The sequence below is a fragment of the Kitasatospora sp. NPDC032121 genome, from assembly GCF_055580145.1.
The window spans coordinates 66,353-87,417 of sequence record NZ_JBVILX010000020.1 but is presented as its reverse complement, the minus strand read 5'-3'; the positions used below and the strand labels follow the sequence as shown (position 1 = coordinate 87,417).

Below are 21,065 nucleotides of genomic sequence, written 5' to 3'. Positions count from 1 at the left end.
GCCCGCCATCCCGGCGGCGCCACCGCCCGACGCGCCTGCTGCTCACCTCCTCGTCGAAGTGCTCTTCGTGTCCCCTGCACGATCGACCACGAGGAGTCCCGGTGTCCGACACCCACCGGCCCGGCATCATCACCCTGCCCGTCTCTTCCACCCTGCCCGCACCCTGGCACAGCGAGAACGGAGCACCTCCGCTGCGGCGCCTGATCGCCGCCGACGACACCCTGTCCACCGGGGCCGCCTACAGCCTGGCGTGCGAGGGCACCGCCCTGCTCTGGCAGGGCACCTACCCCGGCGCACTACGCCTCCTGCACGCCATGCGCCGCCGCGCCGAGCGGCGCCGGCCCCGATCCACCCCCGGCTCCCCGGCCGATGCCTTCCGGCAGCACCGTCGGGAACGCGCCCGCCTCGCGCGTGTCTTCAGCACGCTGTTGGTGCCGCTCGGCGCGGACCACCGCGTCCGGCTCCACCGGGCGCCCGACGTCCGCGAGGCCTGCCTGGCGGCCTACGGACCGCTCCTTGACAACAGAATCGTGTCCCTTCGCGAGCTCCTCGGTGTGATCGGCGCACACCAGTGGCGCACCAGGGGCGTCGAGGTTCCGGCCCTCGGCGCCCGCATCCACCCGCACTACGGGGTCTTCTCGCCCGTCCGCGGCGAGTACGTCGACCTCGTCGCCCGGGCGCCGCTGCCACCGGCCGCCCGTACCGACCCCACGGCCACCGCCCAGGACCTCGGCACCGGCACGGGGGTGCTCGCCGCGCTCCTGGCGCGGCGCGGACTGCGCGAGGTCCTGGTCACCGACGCCAATCCACGCGCCCTCGCCTGCGCCCGAGACAACGCCCGCCGCCTCGGGCTCGCCGACCGCATCAAGATCGCCGGCACCGGCCTCTACCCTCCCGGCCGCGACCGCCGCCGCCCTGATCGTGTGCAATCCCCCGTGGCTGCCCGGCCGCCCGAGCTCCAGCCTCGACGAGGGCGTGTTCGACCGGAACGGCCACATGCTCCGCGGCTTCCTCGACGGCCTGGCCGACCGTCTACTGCCCGGTGGCGAGGGCTGGCTCGTCCTCTCCGACCTCGCCGAACACCTCGGACTGCGCTCCCGCGCCGACCTGCTCGGCGCCGTCTCCGAGGCCGGGCTGCGCATCACCGGGCGTCTCGACACCGTCCCCCGCCACCCCCGGGCCACCGCCCCCGATCGGTCCGATCCCCTCCTGCGCGCCGCCCGCGCCGCCGAGGTCACCTCGCTCTGGAGGCTGGCCCCCGCATGACTCCCGGCAGCCTCCCGCGCACGGCCCGACGCGGTCCTGCGCTCACCGGGCGGCACGGCCCGCGCGTCCCTGGCCCGGTGACAGGGAGGAGGCGAAACACCATGCTTGGAGACGCTCCGCTACAAGCTGTCATCCCCGCCACCGATCTCGCCCGCGCCAAGGCCTTCTACACCGACACCCTCGGCCTCAAGCTGACCGAGGAGGGCGAGGAGGAGTTCGTCTGCGACAGCGGCGGCGCCCAGTTCACCGTCTACCGCACCCCCAGCGGTGGTCAGGCCGCCCACACCCTCGCCGGCTTCAAGGTCGCCGACCTCGACGGCGAGATGACCGGCCTCCGCGGCCGCGGCATCACCTTCGAGGAGTACGACTTCCCCGGCCTGCGGACCCGTCGACGGCGTCGCCGAGGGCGAGGGCATGCGCGCGGCCTGGTTCAAGGACAGCGAGGGCAACATCCTCTGCGTGTCCCAGCGAGTCGGCCCGTAGCCGCCCCGCGCCCGTCGCATGCGCCGCCGCTGCCCGGCCCGCTCGTACGGAGCGGACCGGGCAGCAGCGGGCCGGTCGGCGTCCGCCGTCACGAGCGGCCGATCACGGCCCGCCCGCGCGCCCACCGCCCGCGTGCCCGCCGCCAGAGCGCCCGGGTCGAGGCGACCGGGTCGAAGGATCCCGGGCGGTCCCGCGTCAGCGGATAGCAGGCGAATCCGATCAGCGCCGCGCTGAAGTGACCGATGCTGGTGTAGTCCCGGCTCTGCTGCACACCCAGTCCGTAGACGACCAGCACCCCTGCCGCGTACAGGTACCGCCAGGGCGGCACGATCAGGTAGGCGAGTACCGCGACCACTCCGGCCAGCGCGTAGCTGACGCCGTAGTCCAGGGTGTAGACGGCCCTCGGCGGGGCCAACCCGCGGCGGATCGCCCAGCCGAGCACGCCTTCGCTGAGGTAGGTCGCACCGACATGTGCGAGGGCCGCCACGGAGATCCAGCGCAGGGTGCCGAGCCACCGTTCGGCCGGCACGTGGAAGACGTTGTACAGCAGGAAGTAGAGCGGCCAGCCACCGCCCGCGATCCACAGGGCGCTGGTCGCCAGGACGCGCACCGGCGAGACCTGGAGGTGGTGGAGGTTGGTCGAGCGCCGATGCAGGATGCGGTCCGCGGTCGCCGGATCGACGTGCCTGATCACCTGCGTGGTGACGAGCAGGATCGCCAGCCAGATGTAGGTGCCCGGCGCGCGCCGGACGTAGGCCCACACCGCGCGGCCTGCCCGCGCCCACCAGGGCCGCCCGTGCGCTTCGGAGCCCCCGGCGGTGCTACCGGCCATCGACGCCTCCTCGACGCTGCTCCCCTCACCCTCGCCCCCACCCGGCTCCACCGCCACCCGCCACGACCGAGGCCGATGCGCGACCACACGAGGGTTCCCGGTCCCGGACCGCACACCCGCCTCCGGCCCCCACCGCCTTCCGGCCGCTCGCGTACGCTGGCGCTCGGACCGTCCGGCTGCGAGCTTCCCGGCCGCGCACCGGGCGATCCCTCACCGGGAACCGCCGAACAAGGGCACCAGGCACGATGAGCGATCGCCTCACGACGAGGACACCGACCGGCCCCGATGCCTCCCGGCGCCCGGCCCCGAGAGCCGCCGGCCCAAGAGCCGCCGCCCTGGGAGCCGCCGCCCGGCTGCGACTGACCGCGGCGTACGTCCTGCTGTTGACCGTGACGGCAGCCTGGCTGGCGAGCCAGGGCCATGCCGAGCGGGCCCGGTTCGTCCGGCACAACAGCAGCAATGTCCACCACCTGGAAGTGGGCAAGTGGTGGACCCTGTTCACCAGCGGCCTGGTGGTCGACGGCGTCCCGGCCTGGGCGGGCATCGCGGCGGTCGCCGCCGCCCTGGGCCTGGCCGAGTGGCGCTGGGGTCCGGCCCGGGCCGGAGCGGTCTTCCTCTTCGGACACCTGGGCGCCACCCTGCTCACCGAGGGCGCCATGTGGGTGATGGTGACCGCCCGCATCCCCGGCGCGCTCTCCCACGCCCGCGACGTGGGCATCAGCTACGGCCTGGTCGCCACCAGCGCCTGTCTGCTCGCCCTGGGCCCGCTCCCGCTGCGCCGCTACGGCCTGCCTGCGCTCGCGCTGGCCCTGGCCACCGCCTGGGCGCTGGACCAGCAGCTGGCCGACGCCGGCCACCTGGTCGCCCTCGGGCTGGGCGTACTCGCCTCCCGTACCGCCTGGCTGCGCACCCGGCGGCCCACCCAGGCGCCCTGATCCTCCCCAACTAACGGACTGCACAACGGAGTTGGCCGGACACAAGACCCGCACGCAATGGCCCTGCGAGCCACCGTCGCCACCGGGGAGTCCGTATGCCCTTGCATTACTCTGCAAATCTATGCCAGAGTTCGGGCATCGGATCGATTACGCCGAATCCCGTCACACATCGCTAGATCAGGGGCCCGCTCTCGCGGGTCAGAGGGTGCATCCATGTCGAAGGTCTTGAGCAAGCTGCCGGTCGGTGAACGGATCGGCATCGCATTCTCCGGTGGGTTGGACACCTCCGTCGCCGTCGCGTGGATGCGCGAACACGGTGCCCTCCCCTACGCCTACACGGCCGACATCGGCCAGTACGACGAGCCGAACCTCGCCGACGTCCCGGCCCGGGGCCGCGCGTACGGCGCCGAGCAGGCCCGGCTGGTCGACTGCCGGGCCGCGCTGGTCGAGGAGGGCCTGGCCGCCCTCGCCTGCGGCGCCTTCCACATCCGCTCCGCCGGGCAGACGTACTTCAACACCACCCCGCTCGGCCGCGCCGTGACCGGCACGCTGCTGGTGCGCGCCATGCAGGAGGACGGCGTCTCCATCTGGGGCGACGGCTCCACCTACAAGGGCAACGACATCGAGCGGTTCTACCGCTACGGCCTGCTCGCCAACCCCAACCTGCGGATCTACAAGCCGTGGCTGGACCAGGCGTTCGTCGACCAGCTCGGCGGCCGCAAGGAGATGTCCGAGTGGCTCGCCGAGCGGGACCTCCCGTACCGGGACTCCGCCGAGAAGGCCTACTCGACCGACGCCAACATCTGGGGCGCCACCCATGAGGCCAAGCGGCTGGAGTACCTGGACGCCTCCATGGAGATCGTCAGCCCGATCATGGGTGTGGCCTTCTGGGACCCGGCGGTCGAGATCCAGACCGAGGACGTCACCATCGAGTTCGAGTTCGGCCGCCCGGTCCGGATCAACGGCCAGGAGTTCGCCAGCGCCGTCGACCTGGTCCACGAGGCCAACACCATCGGTGGCCGGCACGGTCTGGGCATGTCGGACCAGATCGAGAACCGCATCATCGAGGCCAAGAGCCGCGGCATCTACGAGGCCCCCGGCATGGCGCTGCTGCACATCGCCTACGAGCGGCTGCTCAACGCCATCCACAACGAGGACACCATCGCGACGTACCACACCCAGGGTCGGCGGCTCGGGCGGCTGCTGTACGAGGGCCGCTGGTTCGACCCGCAGTCGCTGATGCTCCGGGACAGCATCCAGCGCTGGATCGGCCACCCGGTCACCGGCACCGTCACCCTGCGGCTGCGGCGCGGCCAGGACTACTCGGTCATCGACACCCAGGGCCCCAACTTCAGCTACCACCCCGAGAAGCTGTCGATGGAGCGCAGCGTCGACGCCGCGTTCGTCCCGGACGACCGCATCGGCCAGCTGACCATGCGCAACCTCGACATCGCCGACTCGCGCAGCAAGCTGGAGCAGTACGCGGTGCACGGCCAGCTGGCGCCGTGGAGCGGCCTGATCGGCGAGCTCGCCCCGGGCGGTGCGGCTCCCATCGCGGCCGGCACCGGTGACGAGGAGGACCCCACCGCGCTCGACCACGCGGCGATCGAGTCCGGCAACGACTGACACGCTCCGCGCTCGCGGAGGGCCGTCGCACCCCAGCGGTGCGGCGGCCCTCCGCCGCTCTCGCCCCGCCCCGGCCCCCACCCGCTCTCCCCACCCGACCTCACCCGAACGGCGGCACCGGCCGTGCGCCGACAGCCCGTCGGTAGCTGAATGGCGGACGGTGCCCGGCGACGGGAAGGCGGCTCGGGAAATGGGTGAGGCGATCGGCCCGATGCTGGCCTCCGCGGTGGCGGTCGCGCTCAGCCCGCTGCCGCTGATCGCCGTCCTCCTGATCCTCGTCTCACCGCACGGACGGGCCAACGGGATCGCCTTCACGGCCGGCTGGCTGCTCGGCCTGGCCGCGGTGGTGGCCTCCGTCGTCGCGGCGGGCACCGCGCTGGACCCGGCCCGCACCACGCCGACCTGGTCCTCCTGGCTGAAGCTCGGCCTCGGCACCGCGCTCCTCGTGCTGGCCGCCCGGCAGTGGCGCGAACGGCCCCGCCCCGGCCGGGTCACCGCGCCACCGGCCTGGCTGCTCTCGATCGACCGGCTGACCGCCGCCCGGTCCGCCGGTCTCGCGGTGGTCCTGATCGTCGCCCACCCCAAGACCCTGATCCCGGCCGTCGGCGGGGCCGCCTCCATCGCCGCCGCGCCGCCCGGCGCCGGGGTCGGCATCACTGCTGGCATCGGCATCGGTATCGGCGGGAAGGCGGTGGCCGCCACCCTGATGGTGCTCCTCGGCTCGCTGGGCACCCTGCTGCCGCTCGTGGTCCACCTCGTGGGCAACGACCACGCGCGGCAGACCCTCGGCGAGTGGCGGGCCTGGACGGCCACGCACAACGCGGCGATCATGACCGCCGTTCCGCTGCTGCTCGGCGCCGAGTACCTGGGCGCCGCCGTCTCGGGGCTCGCCTGAACCCCGACCGGCAGCACCCGTCCCCGCACCCATCGCCGCACCCGTCACCGGATCCGGGCCACCACGCGCCCCCGCACCGCCCGGACGCCCAACCGCCCGGGGTGCGCCCTCGGTCGCGCCGCCACGGCCTCCCGCACCGTCAGCAGGATCTCGCCGTCGTAGCGCTCAGCCAGCAGCCGTGCCAGCTCCGCCGCCCCGCCCGGCCGGACGTCGGGCGCCAACTCCGGCAGCCGGCCAGGGGCGCTCAGGTCCTGGGCCTGGGCGGCCCAGCGGGCCGCGTCGCGCCGCTCGCCCTCGGCGGTGTAGTGCACCGCCAGGCAGTGCACGGCCAGCTGGTCCCCGTACTGAGCGGCTATCCGCCACCAGAAGACGCCGTCCGCCGTGCGGCCCATGCCGTACAACAGGCAGCCGAGGGTCCGGAAGGCGGTCTTCTCGGCGAGTTCGAGGTCCAGGGCCAGTTCCCCCGGCTCCACCGCGCCCGCCACCCCCGCGCACAGGTGCCGCAGGTCGCGCCGCAGCTCCGCCCGTCCCCCGGCCCACCTGAGCTGTCCCGGAACCGCCGCCGCCCCGGAGCCCGACCGCACCCCGGGGCCGACCCCCACCCCCGCTCCGGCGCCGGTCCCGGAGCCCGCCGCCACGGACGCACCCGGGCTGGGCCCCGCCGCCGGAGCGTGCGGGGGCCGGGCGCCGGCGGGCGGCCGGTCGGGGCGTTCGCGCACCACGGGGGCGGGTCGCCGGACGGCGGCGAGCCGCTCCGCCAGTCGGCGGGTGAAGGCCACCGGATCGTGGTCGTCGAACTCCCGCTCCAGCTCGACGGCGTGCGCGTGCAGCAGGTCCGCGACCCTCATGTCCGCGCCCCGCCGTCGTCCGGGTGCTCCAGCAGGTACTCCAGGTGGCGCCGTCCGAGGCTGTAGTAGGTGCGGGCGGTGGTGTGCGCGATGCCGAGGGAGCATCCGATGTCGGGGTAGGACACTCCCGCCTGACGCAGCCGGACCACGTCGGCCTGGACCGGGGCGGCCCGTGCGAGCTCCTCCATCGCCCAGTCCAGCGCGTCCAGCTCGGCGAGCTCGTTCAGCTCGTCCTGGCTGGTGTCGGGACGGCGCTGGGCGATCACCCGCAGCCGCTTGCGTTCGGTGCGGCGACGCTCGCGCAGCACGTCCACCACGGCATCCTTGACGATCTTGAAGGCGAAGGCCTGCGGATCGGGGCTGGCCAGGGCCCGGCGCCAGTTCTTGTAGAGCGTGGTGCCCGCGTTCTGGACGGCGTCCTGGGCGTCCTCACGGTGCCGCAGGCGTTGCTGGGCGTAGCGGAGGTACCCGGAGTTCTCTCGGGTGAAGAAGGCCTCGAAGTCGTTCGGCAGGTCGCCGAGCGGGTCGGCTCGCAGTCCCCGCTCCTCGCCCGGCCCGGGAGTGCTCACGCGGCCCCCCTTTCGTCGGTCAGCTGGCCGGCCCACCTGGTGGCACGCCGACGGCCCCTTGGGGCTCGTGGTGTAACCGTCCGGGAGCTCCGCGATGTTGACCGGATCGGGCAGACAATTGCCGAAAGATTCCGTTCACATTCGGACAGCGCCGCTGACCTGCCGCTTCACCCTCGCGAACCCAACGGACGCATCCGAAACGTGACCCAGATCACAGAGTCACGGAAGGATGGCTTGACAAGCCTTCCAGAGCCGCCCCAGGGCCATCCCACCCGAACACCCCCACTCCAGTCGGCCACGCCCCTACGGCGCCGGCTCGACCTCGGCGGTGTCCAGCGCGGCGGTCACCCGGTCCAGCAACCCGCGCAGCGCCGCCAGGTCCTCGAGCGGCAGCCCGGTCGCCGCGAGCAGTCGGCGCGGGACCAGCCCGGCCCGCTCGCGCAGCACCGACCCCTCGGGGGTCAGGCGGACGGTGACCGACCGCTCGTCCTCGGGACTCCGCTCGCGGCCCACCAGTCCGGCCGCCTCCAGGCGCTTGAGCAGCGGGGAGAGCGTTCCGGAGTCCAGCCGCAGCCGCTCGCCGATCCGCTTGACGGGCAGTTCGCCCTCCTCCCACAGCACCAGCATGACCAGGTACTGCGGATAGGTGAGTCCGAGGTCCCGCAGCAGCACCCGGTACACACCGCCGAAGGCACGGGAGGCCGCGTTGAGCGAGAAGCAGATCTGCTGGTCGAGGCGGAGCAGCTCCTCGTCCGCCAGGCCGGGATTGGTGGTCATGGACCCATGATAACAATCGCCATCGCACAACTTAGTTGTGCGCAACTGAATTGCGTGCTCTACTTGTCACAGCGCGGCGACCACCGAGCGGCCGCCGCGAAGCGGTCCGGGCCCGCAACCGCCCGAACGACCGACCGACCGACCGCAGGAACACCCAGGACCCGAAGGGAAGCCACCATGGACGCGCTCTACACCGCAGCCGCCACCGCCAACGGCCGGGAGGGTCGTGCCGTCAGCTCCGACGGCCAGCTGGACCTCACGCTGGCCATGCCGACCGCGCTCGGCGGCAGCGGCCAGGGCACCAACCCGGAGCAGCTCTTCGCCGCCGGCTACGCCGCCTGCTTCGCCAGCGCCCTCGGCCTGGTCGGCCGGCAGGCCCGGGTGGACACCAGCGAGGTCTCGGTGACCGCCGAGGTGTCCATCGGCAAGGACGAGGCCGGCTTCGCCCTCGCCGTCGTCCTGCGCGTCGAGCTGCCCGAGTCCCTCGCGGGCGAGACCGGCGAGCTGCTGGTCAAGCAGGCGCACGAGGTCTGCCCCTACTCCCGCGCCACCCGGGGCAACATCCCGGTCGAGCTGGTCGTCGAGTAACCGGTCGGACGCCCCAGGCACCCCGCCGACGGACGGGCCCGCCGCACGCGAAGTGCGGCGGGCCCGTCCGTACCCCCGAGGCTCGTATCCCCAAGGCCCCCAGGCCCCAGGTCCGCCTCCCCGAGGCTCGCTTCCCGAGCCGCGCGCCGCCCCGGGTCAGTCCCCGCCCGGCCCGTTCGCCGAGCGCAACGTGTCCAGTCGGTGCCGGTACTCCTCCGCGTCGATCTCACCCCGCGCGAACCGCTCCGCGAGCAGCTGTTCCGCGGCCGGCCCCTGGCCCCCCTGCCCCACCTGACCCCAGCCCTGTGCTCCGCCCACCCCCGCCCCACCGGCGCCCGGAGCCGCCCGTCCGGGCGGGATCGGCTGCCGGGTGTGCGACACGTAACGGAACAGGGCCACCGCGAGGAGCACCAGGATCACCAGGACCACCAGCATCCCGAACACCATCAGCCCCATGCCCCAGCCACCGACGTGGTTGTGTTCGTGCCAGTACCTCATCAGGACCTCCTCCTCCAGCCCCGCCGGGGCCCGCCGAGGTGAGCAGCGCCTACCACCATCGTGCGCCCGTCGACAGTGAAAGCGGCGTAAGGGAAGTCCGGGACGACGGTCCGGTGCCCGATCCGGCGTGCGCCCCGGGTAGCGTGCCGCTCGTGACCCACCACCCGCCGCCCACGTCCTCCGCCCCACCGCCCACGTCCGCCGTCCCGCCGCTCACGGTCGGCCACGCGCCCGACGACGACCGCTCCCCCGAGCAGCTCGTCGCCGCCGGGGTGCTGCGGCACCATCCCGACCCGCGTCCCCACCCTGCGCTCGGCCACTCCCCGATCGGCTACGTCACCACCGAACTCTGGGCCGAGCTCACCGCCCTCGCCATCGCGCCCACCGCCGCCGAGACCACCGCCATCGCGCTGCTGAACTCGATCGCCGACCGCGCCGTGGACGCGGCGCTCGCCCCGGGCAACGAGCGCGCCCCGCGCGACGACCTGTACGTGACCGACCCCGCCCACATCGGCCCGCACCGCCGGGCGGTCTGGTTCCAGCGCTCCGGCCCGCGCGGCCCCCGCGACCCGCACAACCTGCTCACCCCGCTCGACCCACTCGGCGGGTACGCCCCTCGCGGTCCGATCACCGCCTCCTTCGCACCCCGCGAACCGTAGGCACCCGCACCCCGCGCCGCACACGCGCCGCGCCCTGCACACCCGCCGGGCCACGCACCCGGCCGCACACTCAGCCGCCGAATCGCACGCCCCGCCACACGCCCCGCCACATACTCAGCCGCAGAACCGCACGCCCCACCGGACGCTCAACGCTCGACCTGGAGGCCGTGGCACACCCAGCTCAGCCGGTCCGGCCCGCCGTACGGCGGCCGGTCGTGGTAAGTCCCGTCCGCCACCGACATGTTGACGATCAGGTACGCGTGCCACGTCGACCCGACCCCGTGCAGGTCCGCGTAGACGAGCTCGTCCGCCACGTACCAGTCCACCGAGTTCGCGCCGAGCACGACCCGCAGGTCGAACGTCGCTCCCGGCCCGATCCCGGCGCTCGCGCCGTGCCAGTAACGGAAGCCGCCCCGCACGTGGTTGGAGATCTCCAGCAGGTCGGGGTTGTCGGGGTGGTACTCGAAGAGGTCCACCTCGTTGCCGCCGTCCCGCCAGGTCCAGATCGCCGGCCAGGCGCCCAGCTCGACGGGCAGCGTCACGCTTGCCGACAGCACGTCCCCGGCGCGGAGTTGGAAGCCCTCCGGACTTCCCTCGGTGGTCAGCAGACTGCAGCTCCACAGCCCGCCGCTGTGCCGCCTGACCGCCGTGAACACCCCGCCGGGGCAGTAGTCGCGGCTGAGGTAGTCGAGCTTGTGGTCGCTTCTGTTGGTCGGCCCCATCCGGGGATAGGCGCTGCTGCGCCCGGCGGTCCACTGGTTGGTCGAAGTGAAGTCCGCGTCGAACACGACTGTCACGGCCGCCTCCCCGAAGCTCCGGTGTCCCGGCAGTCCGCACGCCGGGCACACAGGGTGAGTTACCCGATACCCTCCGCAGTATGCGAAGCGGATAGTTCGAGCCCGGGACGAACGTGCGATTCGGCGGCGGCGCGGCCGGTCAGCCGACCGGGGCCGCGCCTCCGGCCGCGAGCCGGTCGGTCACCGAGACCACCCCGTCCACCGAGCGGCACAGGTTGAGCACGATCGGCACCAGGTGGGGTTCGGGCACCGTCCCGCTGAGCACCACCCGCCCCTGGTTGACCTCCACCCCGATCTCCGCCGGGCTGACGCCGTCGATCCGGCCCAGCACCTCCTCGACGATCTCCCGCCGGATCACCGCGTCCTCGCGCAGGAACACCCGCAGCAGGTCGCCGCGGCTGACCATGCCGATGACCCGCCCCTCCTCGTCCAGCACCGGCAGCCGCTTGAGGCCGTGCCGGCTCATCAGCCGGGCCGCCGCGACCACGCTGGTGTCCGGCGTGGTGCAGACCGGCTGCGCCGTCATCAGGTCGGCCGCGGTCACCTCGCCGTCCGGGCCCGCCTGGGCCGACTCGGGCGCCGGCAGCAGGCTGGCCGGGTCCTCCTGCGCGGCGAGGGTGCGCAGCAGGTCGGCCTCCGAGACCAAGCCGAGCGGCCGCCCATCCGGGTCCACCACCGGTACGCCGGTGATGTCGTACTCGCTCAGCAGCGCCACGATCTCCCGGAATCCGGTCTCGGGTGAGACCAGGACCACGGGGCTGGTCATCACGGATTCGACGGTGGCATGCCGCACGCCGGTTCACCTCGTCCAACGATGCTGGTCCGACCCGGCACGGGTCGTCCCGGCCGGTACCGGCAGCATCGCTCGTGGCGGCCGGGATCGCCAGGGGCCAAGGGGCCGAACGGGTGGGACCTTGGGCCTCGGCCCGCGAACGCGCTCCCGACGACGGTCAGGGGCGGACGGTCGCCCCACAGGCGGGGAGGGCACCGGCCGGAGGCCGTGGCGGAGCCGCAGGACCAGCCGTTCCGGCCGTACGTGTTCCGCAGCGCCTGGCCGTGCACATCGGGGCCCGCCCACCCGGCGCCCCGCGTCCCACGTCCCGCGTCCCGCGTCCCGCGTCCGGAGTGGCGGGCCCGACCGCACGGGCTCGCCACGAAGGCCGCAGCGATCCTGCCGCCGGCCGCGGGGATGACCCCCTCCCGGGCCCGCGACACGAGCACGCCGGGGTCGCCGCCCGGCTTCCCGGTGCCCGCCGGTCATCCGGCCGAGCCGGCGGCCGGCCGAGTACGGGTCGACGGCGTTCGGGGCGTGGCGTGACCGCGTCTGCTCCCGTGGTCCGCCCCGACACCGGAGGTCACCCGGGCGTGACCGTGCCGGACCCCGGGAGTCCCGGCCGTACAGCCGGCGCGAGGCGGTCTCCCCGACCGCCGCGAGCGAGGCGTTGCGCTCCGCCGCGAGCCGGTCGACGAGCGTGTCGACGCCCCGGGAACCCACGCCGACCACGCCGACCAGGCCAGCGGGGCATCCACCGCTGCTCGTCGGCGGGAGGGCCGCCGGCACGCGCCGGACGTCCTTGCCCCAGGGGCCCGCCGCACACCCGTCATATGACCGCCGATCTCCCCGGGCGGCGCACCCATCACATGATCGACTCGTTGGCCTGTCCACCACGACGGCACCACGGCTCCCAGGAGGGTTCCTTGGCGCGAACGGACGGTGAGCGCGGCCGTGCTGCGCCGGGGCGTCACGGCACGCCCGGTGGCCCTGGCGGAGGCCGCGCTGGTGCGCCACTACCGGCGGCTGGTCCGGCTCGCGCACCTGGCGCTGCCCGCCGACCGCGACCGGTACACCCGGGGTCCTCGCCGCCCACGCCGCCGTCCAGCGCACCCTGCCCCACCCGCTGGGCCCGGCCTCCCGGCCGACCGTCGCCGAAGCGCCAGTCACCGAGGCGTCCACTCCCGAACCCTCCGACGCCCCGGACGACGACGCCGTCTACGCCACGCTGCGTCTGCGGGTGCTGCGCACCGCGCTCCGGTCACACCCGGCCGTCCGTCTCCTCACGCCACGGGTCTGGGGCCTGCGGCTGTTCACCCCGAACGGCGGCGAGGAGGACGCGGAACTCGACCATGCGCTCGCCGCGCTCTCCGCCCCGGCCAGGGCGGCCTTCGGCCTGCGGACGGTCGAGGGGCTGAGCCCGGAACGGGCCACCGAGGTGCTGCTGCAGGCCGGAGCGGCGCACCCGACGGCGGTGGCCGTGGCCGGACAGGTCCCCTCCGGTTCGGACCCGCTGCCGCCGGCCTTCGACCCGTGCGCCGTCCGCGTGCGGCCCACCGATCTGCTGCGCCGTCGCCGTACGCTGACGGCCGTGCTCGCGGTCGGTGTGCTCGGGCTCACCACCACGGTGGGCGTCCTGGGCGGCTCCCTCCCCGCGGCGCCCGGCCATCCGGCGACGGTGCCGCTCCCGGGATCCGACACCGACCCCTCCCACCTGGTGCGGGTCACCGCCGACGCCTGGCAGCACACCACCCGGGTCGACCTCACCGTCTGGCCGGCCCGCGGCGAGCGGAGCACGGACGGCGCGCTGCTCATCCGGGCCCTGGCCGCCTGGTCACGGCCCGGCGCCCGGACCAACGCCGAACCGGGTACCGACCCGGCTCCGCCCACCGCCCCCGTGCACCTGCTGTTCGCCGGGACGGTGGACGGCACCGGCGTGGCGGTGTTCCACGACGGCGGGCGGATCGCCCGCTCCACCGACGGCCGGGACGGGCAGAACACCGAATCGGACCTCGCCCGGGCCGACGACGCGGACCTCACCACGGCGGGCGCGGTGGTCCTGCACCGCCAGGGCGCCACCGTCCGCTACCTGCTGGCGCCCTGGGTGGACTCGGCCGAGACCCGGCGGATCGACCACCCCGACACCCCCGCGCGCCCGTCGGACCACCCCGACGGCCTCACCGCCCCGACCCCGGCCGGTGGTCCCGCCGACTGCCGGGGCGCCACCCTGCTCCAAGTGCGTTCCTCCCCCGTGGTCTCCGACCGGCGCGCCTTCCTGCCGACCGACCGGGCGGCCTGATCCCCACCCACCTCACCCACGCCCCGCCACCGGACCGCACCCACCTCACCCACGCCCCGCCACCGGACCGCACCCAGGCCGACCACGCCCCGCCCGCCCGCACCCCGCCCGACCCCGAGCCGCACGAGGCCACCGCCCGGGACGCGCTGCGGGCCTGGTCCCGGGCCGGCTGCGCCGCCCCCGACGGCACACCGGGCGTCGGGCAACTGGACCTCTGGGCCTTCGCCGTGCAGCCGCTGCCGCAGAACGCCGGTTCGGCCCCCTGGGTCTGCCTGCGCACCGACCGCTGGGACGGCGCGGGCAGCGCGGGCAGCGCAGGCAGCGCGGCCACCGCCGTCCTGCTGCCGGGCTCCGGCCGCCCGCAGCGTACCGGCGGCGGCCGTGCCGGACGTGCAGCCGCTTCGAACGGGACACCGTGTCCTGGGCCTGGTGGCGTTCCCCGCGTGGATCGGAGTTCCTGCTCGCGGCGGGCAGCCGCCGGGTCACTCGGCTCGGTCGCCCGGCTCGCCGTCAAGGGCCCGGACCGGTCCGCCGACCGCTCCACGCCGGACCGCGCCCTGGCCATCGAACGCCCCGCCCGGGCCGCCGTCCAGGTGGAGGCGCTGCTCGACAACGGCACCCGCATCAGCCCACCACACTGAAGCCCGTCCGCAGCCCGCCGACAGCCCCTCAGCACCCGGGGCCGCGTCCACGCCGAGGCCCCGTCCGCACCTGGGCCCCGCCCCGTTCAGCCCGCAGCCAACGGCCGCTGGGTCGACTCCCACTCGTAGTCCGGCAGTTCGACGCTGCTGACCTGCTTGCCCAGCTCCAGCATCCGCTCCAGCACCCAGCGCCGGTTGAGCAGCGCGTTGCGCAGCCGCAGCCCGGTGGCCGTCCGCGGCGCGAGGAACGGCCCGGTCCGGTCCCCGCCCTTCTGGCAGCCCTGCGCGTAGCCGCGCAGCAGCCGCTCGTACCGCGCGAAGGCGGCGCGGTGGTCGCCGTCGGCCCGGGCCAGCTCGCCCGCCAGGACGTACGCGGCGACCACCGCCGTCCCGGTGCCCATGCCGCCGATGGTCGCGCCGCAGGCGGCGTCGCCGATCAGCGCGATCCGGCCGGTCGACCAGGCGGGCACGTCGGCGCGGCTGATCGAGTCGAAGTACAGCTCGGGGGCGGCGTCCAGACTCTCCAGCAGCTGCGGGACCCGCCAGCCGAGGCCCGCGAAGGCGGCCCGGACCAGCGCCTTCTGCCCTGCCGGGTCGTGGCGGTCGTAGCGCAGTTCGGGCGAGGCGAAGAGGCAGAACGCGCCGGCCCGGGCCGGGTCGCGGTGGGCCGCGCCGACGGACATCAGCCGGCCGGGGACGTTGAGGCCGACCGCGCCGACCGGCAGCCCGTGCTCGTTGGGCAGCCGCCAGGTGGCCGCGTAGTAGCCGAGGTGGCGGACGTAGTGCCGCTCGGGGCCGAAGGCGAGCCGGCGGACGTTGGAGTGCAGGCCGTCGGCGCCGATCACCAGGTCGAACTCGCGCGGCGCCGCGTGCCGGAAGGCGACCCGGACCCCTCTCGGGGTCTCCTCCAGCGCCGTGATCGCGTCGCCGAAGACGTACTCGGCGCGGGCGCTGCTGTGCCGGTGGAGCAACCGGGCCAGCTCGCCGCGCGGGACCTCCAGGTCACCGCCGGCGAACTCGGCGGGCAGGTGCAGCAGTCCGCGCCCGTCGGGGCCCACGAAGGTCATCGGGCTGCCGCCGGTGCCGAGCGCGCGCAGCTCCTCCAGGACGCCCATCCGCTCGAGCACGGTCAGGTGGGTGTGGCCGCGGAAGTCGACGTCCTGGCCGCCGTCGCGCAGGGCGGGCGCCAGCTCGACCACGGTCACCTCGAAGCCGTACCGGCCCAGCCAGTGGGCCAGCGCGGGACCGGCGATGCTCGCGCCCGAGATCAGGACCCTGGTGCTCATGGAAACCACTCCGTCCGAGGAACGAGAAACTGTGTCTGGCGGACACTGTTCGTTGCTGTGTACGGTAGACACAGTTGCATCGGATGGGCAACCCCCCCAGGTCGCGGCACGGACGGACACCCGGCCGGAAGCCCGGGGCGGCACGCCCCGCAGGGGCCCAGGACGGGAGTGGATGATGGTCGAGTCGGTGAGCGACACCGTGCGGTTGCTCTGGGGTCCTCCGGCCAGGCCCACCCGGGGGCCGAAGCCGGCCCTCAGCCTGGAGCGGATCGCCGCTGCCGGGGTCGAGGTCGCCGACGCGGAGGGGCTCGACGCGGTCTCCATGCAGAAGGTGGCCGGGCTGCTCGACTTCACCAAGATGTCGCTCTACCGGTACGTCCCCGGCAAGGCCGAACTGATCGCCCTGATGGTCGAGTCGGCCGTCGGCGCACCTCCGGACGCACCCACCGGTGCTGGCTGGCGGGAACAACTCTCCGCCTGGGCCCACCACTTGGCCGAGTCCTTCGCCCGGCACCCGTGGCTGCTGGACGCCACCGTCGGAGCCCGGGCGCTCGGCCCGAGGGAACTCGCCTGGCTGGAGCGGGCGGTGGCGGCGCTCGACGGCCACGGGCTGACCGGCCCCGAACGGATGGACGCCGCCGTCCTGCTCACCGGGCACGTGCGCGGGATCACCGCCCAGTCACGCGCCGCCGGACCGGCCGGCACCCCCGAGGCCGAACTCCTGGCCGCCCTCGGCACCGTGGTCCGGGAGCACGCCGACCGCTTCCCGGCCGTCGCCGCCGCCATGGCCGACCCGGAGGGCCGCGACCAGGCGCTGGAGTTCGGCCTGGAGCGCATCCTGGACGGCCTGGCCGCCCTGATCGAGCGCCGGACCGGGCCCCGAGCCGAGCCCCGCGCGAACGCGGGCTGACCCTCCGGGCCGACCCGCTCACCCTCGCCCCGCCGAGCCGACCCACCCACCCCCGACCCGCCGAGCCGGACCGACCCGCCCTCGCCCTCGCCCGCCCCGCTCCCGAAAACCGTTCGGAGCGCCGCCCGTTCACTCGCTACCATCGCGCCTCATGGCGATGTTCGTGCACCTGACCGCCGCGGCCAACGCGCCGCGCATCCGCCGCGCCGGGATCCGCGCCGACAGCCACGGCCAGGGCGGCGCGCGCGGGGTGTACTGCTTCCCCGTGCTGCCCTCGTACACGCTGACCCACCAGTGGCTGCGCGAGCTGGCCCGGTTCCACCCCAAGGGCGCGCTCGTCGCGGTGCACCTCCGGCTGGACGACGACCAGGAGGTCCTGGCCGGGCACTACCGCGACCGCGACCGGGGCACCCAGCGGCCGCTGCGGGCCGCCGAGGCGGTCCGGCGGATCGGCACGCTGGCCGACCCGCGCGGCTGGGAGGTGTTCCTGCCGCGCGCGGCGGGGGCCCGCGAGGTGCACCGGGTCCGCGCCGTGCCGCAGGTCACCGGCTGGCGCTACCTCCCGGGCGCCCACGGCACCCGGCCGTGCACCTGTTTCGGCTGCCGCGTCTACGGCGAGTACGGCGCCCGCCGACTGCGCGAGCGCCACCCGCACCCGCTGGACGGCCCGCCGCCGCCCGTCCCCGTGCTGCTTGCGCGGATCGCGGCGGCCGGCGTACCGGGCGATCCGGCCGAACTGCGCTCGGTGCTGCACTGGTTCGGGTTGCGCCGGCGCGGCCCGCTGGAGCGTCTGGCGCCGCTGGCCGCCCACCCGGACCCGGCGGTGCGGGGGGACCTGGTCTGGGCCGTCTGCCGCTGGTCGACCCCGGGTGTCGCCGAACTGCTGGACAGCCTGGCGGACGACCCGGATCCGGGCGTCCGCGAGGCCGTCGCGGCGGTCCGGGACCGCTGAGGCCGTCGCGGCGGTCCGGGACCGCTGAGGCCGTCGCGGCGGTCCGGGGCCGCTGAGACCCCGGCCGCCGTCGGATCGGAACAGGTCGGGCGCTTCCGTCAGGAGACGCGCTTGAGCTGCCAGGAGTTCTTCTCCAGGCTCGGCACCGCGGAGTAGTTGCAGCCGGAGCCGTAGAAGGTGCTCACGATCGTCCAGCCGGCCGGCGGCCAGGTGGAGGCGCAGGCGTTGACCACGGTGCCGACCGGGTAGCCGGTGAGCTGCATGATCTTCTTGGTGTTCGGGTTGAAGCCGGAGCCGCAGCCGGCGCTGTTCCACCACTGGACGTCCACGTAGCCGCCCGGCGTCAGCGAGGAGGAGCAGATGGTGCTGGTGTCACCGGGCGCGGCCTGGGCCGTCCCCGCGGTCAGGGTCAGCGCGGCGGCGGTGCAGCCCAGGGCCAGGACAGCGGAACGAAGGCGTGTCACGAGGGTCGGCTCCTTTCGGTGACGCGGCCCGTCCGCGTCCCGCCCATTCCTATCCGTACGGCCCGGACGGCGGACAGCGACTTTCCGGCCCCGCCTGCGGCTCGTTCTCGCCCATCCCTACCGAGGGCGGCCCAGCGAGATGCCGCTGACCTGCGCGATCCCCCGCCGACGTGCTCCTTCACCCGATCCGGGTGATCATGGGACGAACCGCGTCATCGGCGATACGGCGCACCCGGCCGCCGGCCCTGGGAGCGCTCGGAAGGTGGACTGCGATGTTCCAACTCCTGTGGATCCTGCTCATCGGCTTCGTGCTGGGCGTGATCGCCAAGCTCATCCTGCGGGGACCGCAGTCGATCCCCTGGTGGCTGACCATGCTGCTCGGCGCGGCCGGGGCCTGGCTCGGCAACGCCGTCTCCGGCTGGATCGGCGTCCGCCACACGTCGGGCATCGACTGGATCCGCCACATCCTGCAACTCGCCTTCGCCGTCGCCCTGGTCGCCATCGTCGCCCCCGCCTGGAGCAGGTCACACCCGAGCCGCTGACCGGCCGGGACGACCCGCCCCACGTGCACGGCCGGGACGACCCGCCCCCACGTGCGTACCCGGGCCGGCTCAGCCCACGTGCACGGCCGGAACGGCCCGGCCCACGTGCGCGCCCGGGCCCGCTCAGCCCACGTGCACGGCCGGGCGGCGGGTCCGGTCCGGTTCGGCCTCGCGCAGCACCTCGCGGGTGACGGGGGCGATCTCACCCTGTCCGAACAGGAAGAACCGCAGGAACTGGGCGAAGGGGTTGCCCTCGGTCCACTCGAAGTAGATGTGCGGCTGCTGCCCGGTGAGGTCGCGCACCCGCAGCAACAGGGCGGCCAGCGCGTTGGGCACGCTGGAGCTCTCCAGCGACAGCACCCGGTAGCGGTCGTGCAGCACCTCGCCGCGCACGGTCAGCTCGGCCTCGAAGTCGGACGGGTCGAGCACGGTGACCTCGACGAAGACCAGGTCGTCCTCGGCCGGGATGTCGTTGTCCCGCCGGATCTGGTGGATCTTGTCACGGTACTCGGCGAGGTCCCGGCTGTTCGGCTCGTTGGCGATCAGCCGGAGCGGGCGGTGGGTGTAGTCCCGGACGAACCGCTCCGCGACCTCGTCCAGCACCACGTCGGTGACGCGCAGTTCGAAGGCGCGCTTGAGCCGGGACAGGAAGGAGACCAGCATGATGCCCGCGATGAAGCAGGCGCCGATCTTGACGCCGTCCGGCCGCTCGGCGATGTTCACTGCCGTGGTGTAGAGGAAGACCGCCGAGATCACTCCGAAGCCGGCCCGCCAGCGACGCTGCCCGGCCTTGTGGGCGGCGATGGTGACGGCGATGGCCGCGGAGCTGATCAGCACCAGCACGCCGGTGGCGTAGGCGCCGCCCTGGGCGTCCACGTTGGCGTCGAAGATCCAGGTCACCAGGAAGGCGATCAGGGTGAGCACGATGACGGTCGGCCGCACCGCGCGGGCCCAGTGCGGGGCCATGCCGTAGCGCGGCAGGTAGCGCGGCATCAGGTTGAGCAGCCCGGCCATCGCGGAGGCCCCGGCGAACCAGAGGATGGCGATCGTGGAGAGGTCGTAGACGCTGCCGAAGGTGCTGCCCAGGTACTCGTGGGCGAGGTAGGCGAGCGCCCGCCCGTTGGCCTGGCCGCCGGTCTTGAACTGGTCCTCGGGGATGAGCAGCGTGGTGATGAAGCTGGTGGTGATCAGGAACACGCTCATGATCGCGGCGGCGGTGGTCAGCAGCTTGCGGGCGCCGCGGATGCGGCCGGTGGGCTTCTCCTCGGTGTCGTCCGGGTCCCCCTCGATGTGCGGCATCACGGCGACACCGGTCTCGAATCCGGACAGGCCGAGCGCCAGTTTCGGGAAGACGATCAGGGCGACGCCGATCATCGCGATGGCGTTGCCGTGTTCCGCGGTCAGCGCGTCCGTCCAGTCGCTGAACAGGTGCGGGGCGCTGAGCACGTGCCACAGCCCGTTCGCCACCACCACGACGTTGAGCGAGAGGTACACCGCGACCAGCACCACGGCCAGGCCGATCGCCTCGCTGAACCCCTTGAGGAAGACCGCGCCGAGCAGGGCGATCATGATCATGGTCAGCGAGATCTGCCTGCCGGTCAGGGCGCTGTGCAGGTGCGGGTTCTCCACCAGGTGGGCGCTGGCGTCGGCGGCGGACAGGGTGATGGTGATCATGAAGTCGGTGGACGCGAAGCCCAGCAGGGTCAGCACGAAGAGCTTGCCCTGCCAGAACGACAGCAGCCGTTCCAGCATCGCGATCGACCCCTGGCCGTGCGGACTCTCCTGGGCGACCCTCCGGTAGACCGGCAGCGCGCCGAGCAGGGTGACGATCACCAGCACGATGGTGGCCAGCGGCGAGACCAGCCCGGCCGCGAGCGCGGCGATGCCGGGCTGGTAGCCGAGCGTGGAGAAGTAGTCCAGGCCGGTCAGGCACATGACCCGCCACCAGCGCTGGCCCTTCTCCTGCTGCGGCTCGGCGTGCGGGCCGGGGTGCTGTTTGGCCATGTCGGACAGGCCTTCCAGCAGCCAGGCCCGGAACCGCCCACCCCGGGAGGCAGGCACCGCCCCCTGCTCGGCCGACCCCGACGACACCACGTGCACCCCTGTCCACGACTCGGCCGGGCGCGCGGCTCCGGGCCCCCTGCGGCCGCCGGACGGCGGGCCTGGTCAGGCTAGGGGACGTGATCGCCGGGGTCGGGCAAGCGCGCGGGCCGACACACCCGGGTGCGCCCGTACGGCCCTCCCCGGTGGCGGGCCGTCCCGGGCCCCACCCCGCAGGGCGGCACCCCCGCGGCACCCCGTGATCCGGCGCGGCGGCCTACACCGGCCTCGCGAAACGCGCGAGGATGTCCGCGCACCCGACATGCCCGGCCGGGCGGCCACGGGCACGAAACACGGAACACGGGACACGGGACACGGACGAGGGA

At 74.2% G+C, this 21,065-nt stretch carries 21 protein-coding genes and 1 pseudogene; 12 read left to right on the top strand and 10 right to left on the bottom strand.

From position 1 onward, the window contains the following. Positions 1–125 precede the first annotated feature (125 nt). Both ACZ5OX_RS33630 and ACZ5OX_RS33625 read left to right on the top strand, forming a co-directional pair. A pseudogene (locus tag ACZ5OX_RS33630) lies at positions 126–1,266 on the top strand (methyltransferase). Further along, on the top strand, positions 1,263–1,955 hold the full coding sequence (locus ACZ5OX_RS33625) for a VOC family protein (protein WP_465635334.1): 693 nt from the start codon (positions 1,263–1,265) through the stop codon (positions 1,953–1,955). Before ACZ5OX_RS33630 ends, ACZ5OX_RS33625 begins: the two are co-directional and overlap by 4 nt. Here ACZ5OX_RS33625 and ACZ5OX_RS33620 read toward each other — a convergent pair. Continuing rightward, the gene (locus ACZ5OX_RS33620; RefSeq protein WP_465635332.1) at positions 1,838–2,581 is read right to left on the bottom strand and encodes a rhomboid-like protein; all 744 of its coding nucleotides are present in this window, start codon (positions 2,579–2,581) and stop codon (positions 1,838–1,840) included. The genes ACZ5OX_RS33625 and ACZ5OX_RS33620 overlap by 118 nt on opposite strands. A gap of 245 nt (positions 2,582–2,826) precedes the next feature. Between ACZ5OX_RS33620 and ACZ5OX_RS33615 the strand changes: the two genes are divergently transcribed. From ACZ5OX_RS33615 to ACZ5OX_RS33605, 3 genes are all read left to right on the top strand, one after another. After that, complete coding sequence (locus ACZ5OX_RS33615) at positions 2,827–3,516, top strand: rhomboid-like protein (RefSeq protein ID WP_465635330.1); 690 nt, start codon at positions 2,827–2,829, stop codon at positions 3,514–3,516. Between the two features lie 213 nt (positions 3,517–3,729). Next, positions 3,730–5,142: an argininosuccinate synthase gene (gene argG, locus ACZ5OX_RS33610; protein WP_392877718.1), complete on the top strand. Its 1,413-nt coding sequence runs from the start codon at positions 3,730–3,732 to the stop codon at positions 5,140–5,142. Positions 5,143–5,332: 190 nt separating this feature from the next. Further along, a complete protein-coding gene (locus tag ACZ5OX_RS33605) occupies positions 5,333–6,037 on the top strand; it encodes a GAP family protein (RefSeq protein WP_465635328.1) in 705 nt (234 codons plus the stop codon). A 44-nt stretch (positions 6,038–6,081) separates the two neighbouring features. Here the strand turns inward: ACZ5OX_RS33605 and ACZ5OX_RS33600 are convergent, their stop codons facing one another. From ACZ5OX_RS33600 to ACZ5OX_RS33590, 3 genes are all read right to left on the bottom strand, one after another. Continuing rightward, entirely contained in the window at positions 6,082–6,885 is an 804-nt protein-coding gene (locus tag ACZ5OX_RS33600; protein ID WP_465635326.1) for a hypothetical protein, read from the bottom strand. Continuing rightward, positions 6,882–7,454 (bottom strand): RNA polymerase sigma factor, encoded by a 573-nt coding sequence (locus ACZ5OX_RS33595; protein ID WP_465635324.1) that lies wholly within the window; start codon positions 7,452–7,454, stop codon positions 6,882–6,884. Before ACZ5OX_RS33595 ends, ACZ5OX_RS33600 begins: the two co-directional genes overlap by 4 nt. Positions 7,455–7,757: 303 nt before the next feature. Further along, positions 7,758–8,231 carry a MarR family winged helix-turn-helix transcriptional regulator gene (locus tag ACZ5OX_RS33590; protein WP_465635322.1) on the bottom strand — a complete coding sequence of 158 codons (474 nt, stop codon included), beginning with the start codon at positions 8,229–8,231 and terminating at the stop codon, positions 7,758–7,760. Positions 8,232–8,408: 177 nt separating this feature from the next. Between ACZ5OX_RS33590 and ACZ5OX_RS33585 the strand changes: the two genes are divergently transcribed. Further along, positions 8,409–8,819 (top strand): organic hydroperoxide resistance protein, encoded by a 411-nt coding sequence (locus ACZ5OX_RS33585; protein ID WP_465635320.1) that lies wholly within the window; start codon positions 8,409–8,411, stop codon positions 8,817–8,819. 156 nt (positions 8,820–8,975) lie between these two features. Here the strand turns inward: ACZ5OX_RS33585 and ACZ5OX_RS33580 are convergent, their stop codons facing one another. Further along, the gene (locus ACZ5OX_RS33580; protein ID WP_465635319.1) at positions 8,976–9,317 is read right to left on the bottom strand and encodes a hypothetical protein; all 342 of its coding nucleotides are present in this window, start codon (positions 9,315–9,317) and stop codon (positions 8,976–8,978) included. A 152-nt stretch (positions 9,318–9,469) separates the two neighbouring features. Between ACZ5OX_RS33580 and ACZ5OX_RS33575 the strand changes: the two genes are divergently transcribed. Further along, positions 9,470–9,976 carry a hypothetical protein gene (locus ACZ5OX_RS33575; RefSeq protein ID WP_465635317.1) on the top strand — a complete coding sequence of 169 codons (507 nt, stop codon included), beginning with the start codon at positions 9,470–9,472 and terminating at the stop codon, positions 9,974–9,976. A 146-nt stretch (positions 9,977–10,122) separates the two neighbouring features. On the opposite strand, the gene ACZ5OX_RS33570 is transcribed toward ACZ5OX_RS33575, so the two are convergent. Both ACZ5OX_RS33570 and ACZ5OX_RS33565 read right to left on the bottom strand, forming a co-directional pair. After that, positions 10,123–10,773: a LamG domain-containing protein gene (locus tag ACZ5OX_RS33570; protein WP_465635315.1), complete on the bottom strand. Its 651-nt coding sequence runs from the start codon at positions 10,771–10,773 to the stop codon at positions 10,123–10,125. Between the two features lie 139 nt (positions 10,774–10,912). Continuing rightward, a complete protein-coding gene (locus ACZ5OX_RS33565) occupies positions 10,913–11,539 on the bottom strand; it encodes a CBS domain-containing protein (protein ID WP_465635427.1) in 627 nt (208 codons plus the stop codon). 1,246 nt (positions 11,540–12,785) lie between these two features. Here ACZ5OX_RS33565 and ACZ5OX_RS33560 point away from each other — a divergent pair. Beyond that, entirely contained in the window at positions 12,786–13,844 is a 1,059-nt protein-coding gene (locus tag ACZ5OX_RS33560) for a hypothetical protein (protein ID WP_465635313.1), read from the top strand. A 443-nt stretch (positions 13,845–14,287) separates the two neighbouring features. Next, a complete protein-coding gene (locus ACZ5OX_RS33555) occupies positions 14,288–14,485 on the top strand; it encodes a hypothetical protein (RefSeq protein WP_465635311.1) in 198 nt (65 codons plus the stop codon). Positions 14,486–14,571: 86 nt separating this feature from the next. Here ACZ5OX_RS33555 and ACZ5OX_RS33550 read toward each other — a convergent pair whose 3' ends face one another. After that, a complete protein-coding gene (locus ACZ5OX_RS33550; protein WP_465635309.1) occupies positions 14,572–15,771 on the bottom strand; it encodes an FAD-dependent monooxygenase in 1,200 nt (399 codons plus the stop codon). A 187-nt stretch (positions 15,772–15,958) separates the two neighbouring features. Between ACZ5OX_RS33550 and ACZ5OX_RS33545 the strand changes: the two genes are divergently transcribed. Both ACZ5OX_RS33545 and ACZ5OX_RS33540 read left to right on the top strand, forming a co-directional pair. After that, complete coding sequence (locus ACZ5OX_RS33545) at positions 15,959–16,681, top strand: TetR/AcrR family transcriptional regulator (protein ID WP_465635307.1); 723 nt, start codon at positions 15,959–15,961, stop codon at positions 16,679–16,681. A 151-nt stretch (positions 16,682–16,832) separates the two neighbouring features. After that, positions 16,833–17,633 (top strand): HEAT repeat domain-containing protein, encoded by an 801-nt coding sequence (locus tag ACZ5OX_RS33540; RefSeq protein WP_465635305.1) that lies wholly within the window; start codon positions 16,833–16,835, stop codon positions 17,631–17,633. 98 nt (positions 17,634–17,731) lie between these two features. Here the strand turns inward: ACZ5OX_RS33540 and ACZ5OX_RS33535 are convergent, their stop codons facing one another. Continuing rightward, positions 17,732–18,097, bottom strand: a complete 366-nt coding sequence (locus ACZ5OX_RS33535) for a hypothetical protein (RefSeq protein WP_392877744.1) — start codon at positions 18,095–18,097, stop codon at positions 17,732–17,734. Between the two features lie 272 nt (positions 18,098–18,369). Between ACZ5OX_RS33535 and ACZ5OX_RS33530 the strand changes: the two genes are divergently transcribed. Continuing rightward, complete coding sequence (locus ACZ5OX_RS33530) at positions 18,370–18,639, top strand: GlsB/YeaQ/YmgE family stress response membrane protein (protein WP_449792881.1); 270 nt, start codon at positions 18,370–18,372, stop codon at positions 18,637–18,639. 123 nt (positions 18,640–18,762) lie between these two features. On the opposite strand, the gene ACZ5OX_RS33525 is transcribed toward ACZ5OX_RS33530, so the two are convergent. Then, the gene (locus ACZ5OX_RS33525) at positions 18,763–20,643 is read right to left on the bottom strand and encodes an APC family permease (protein WP_465635425.1); all 1,881 of its coding nucleotides are present in this window, start codon (positions 20,641–20,643) and stop codon (positions 18,763–18,765) included. Positions 20,644–21,065 lie beyond the last annotated feature (422 nt).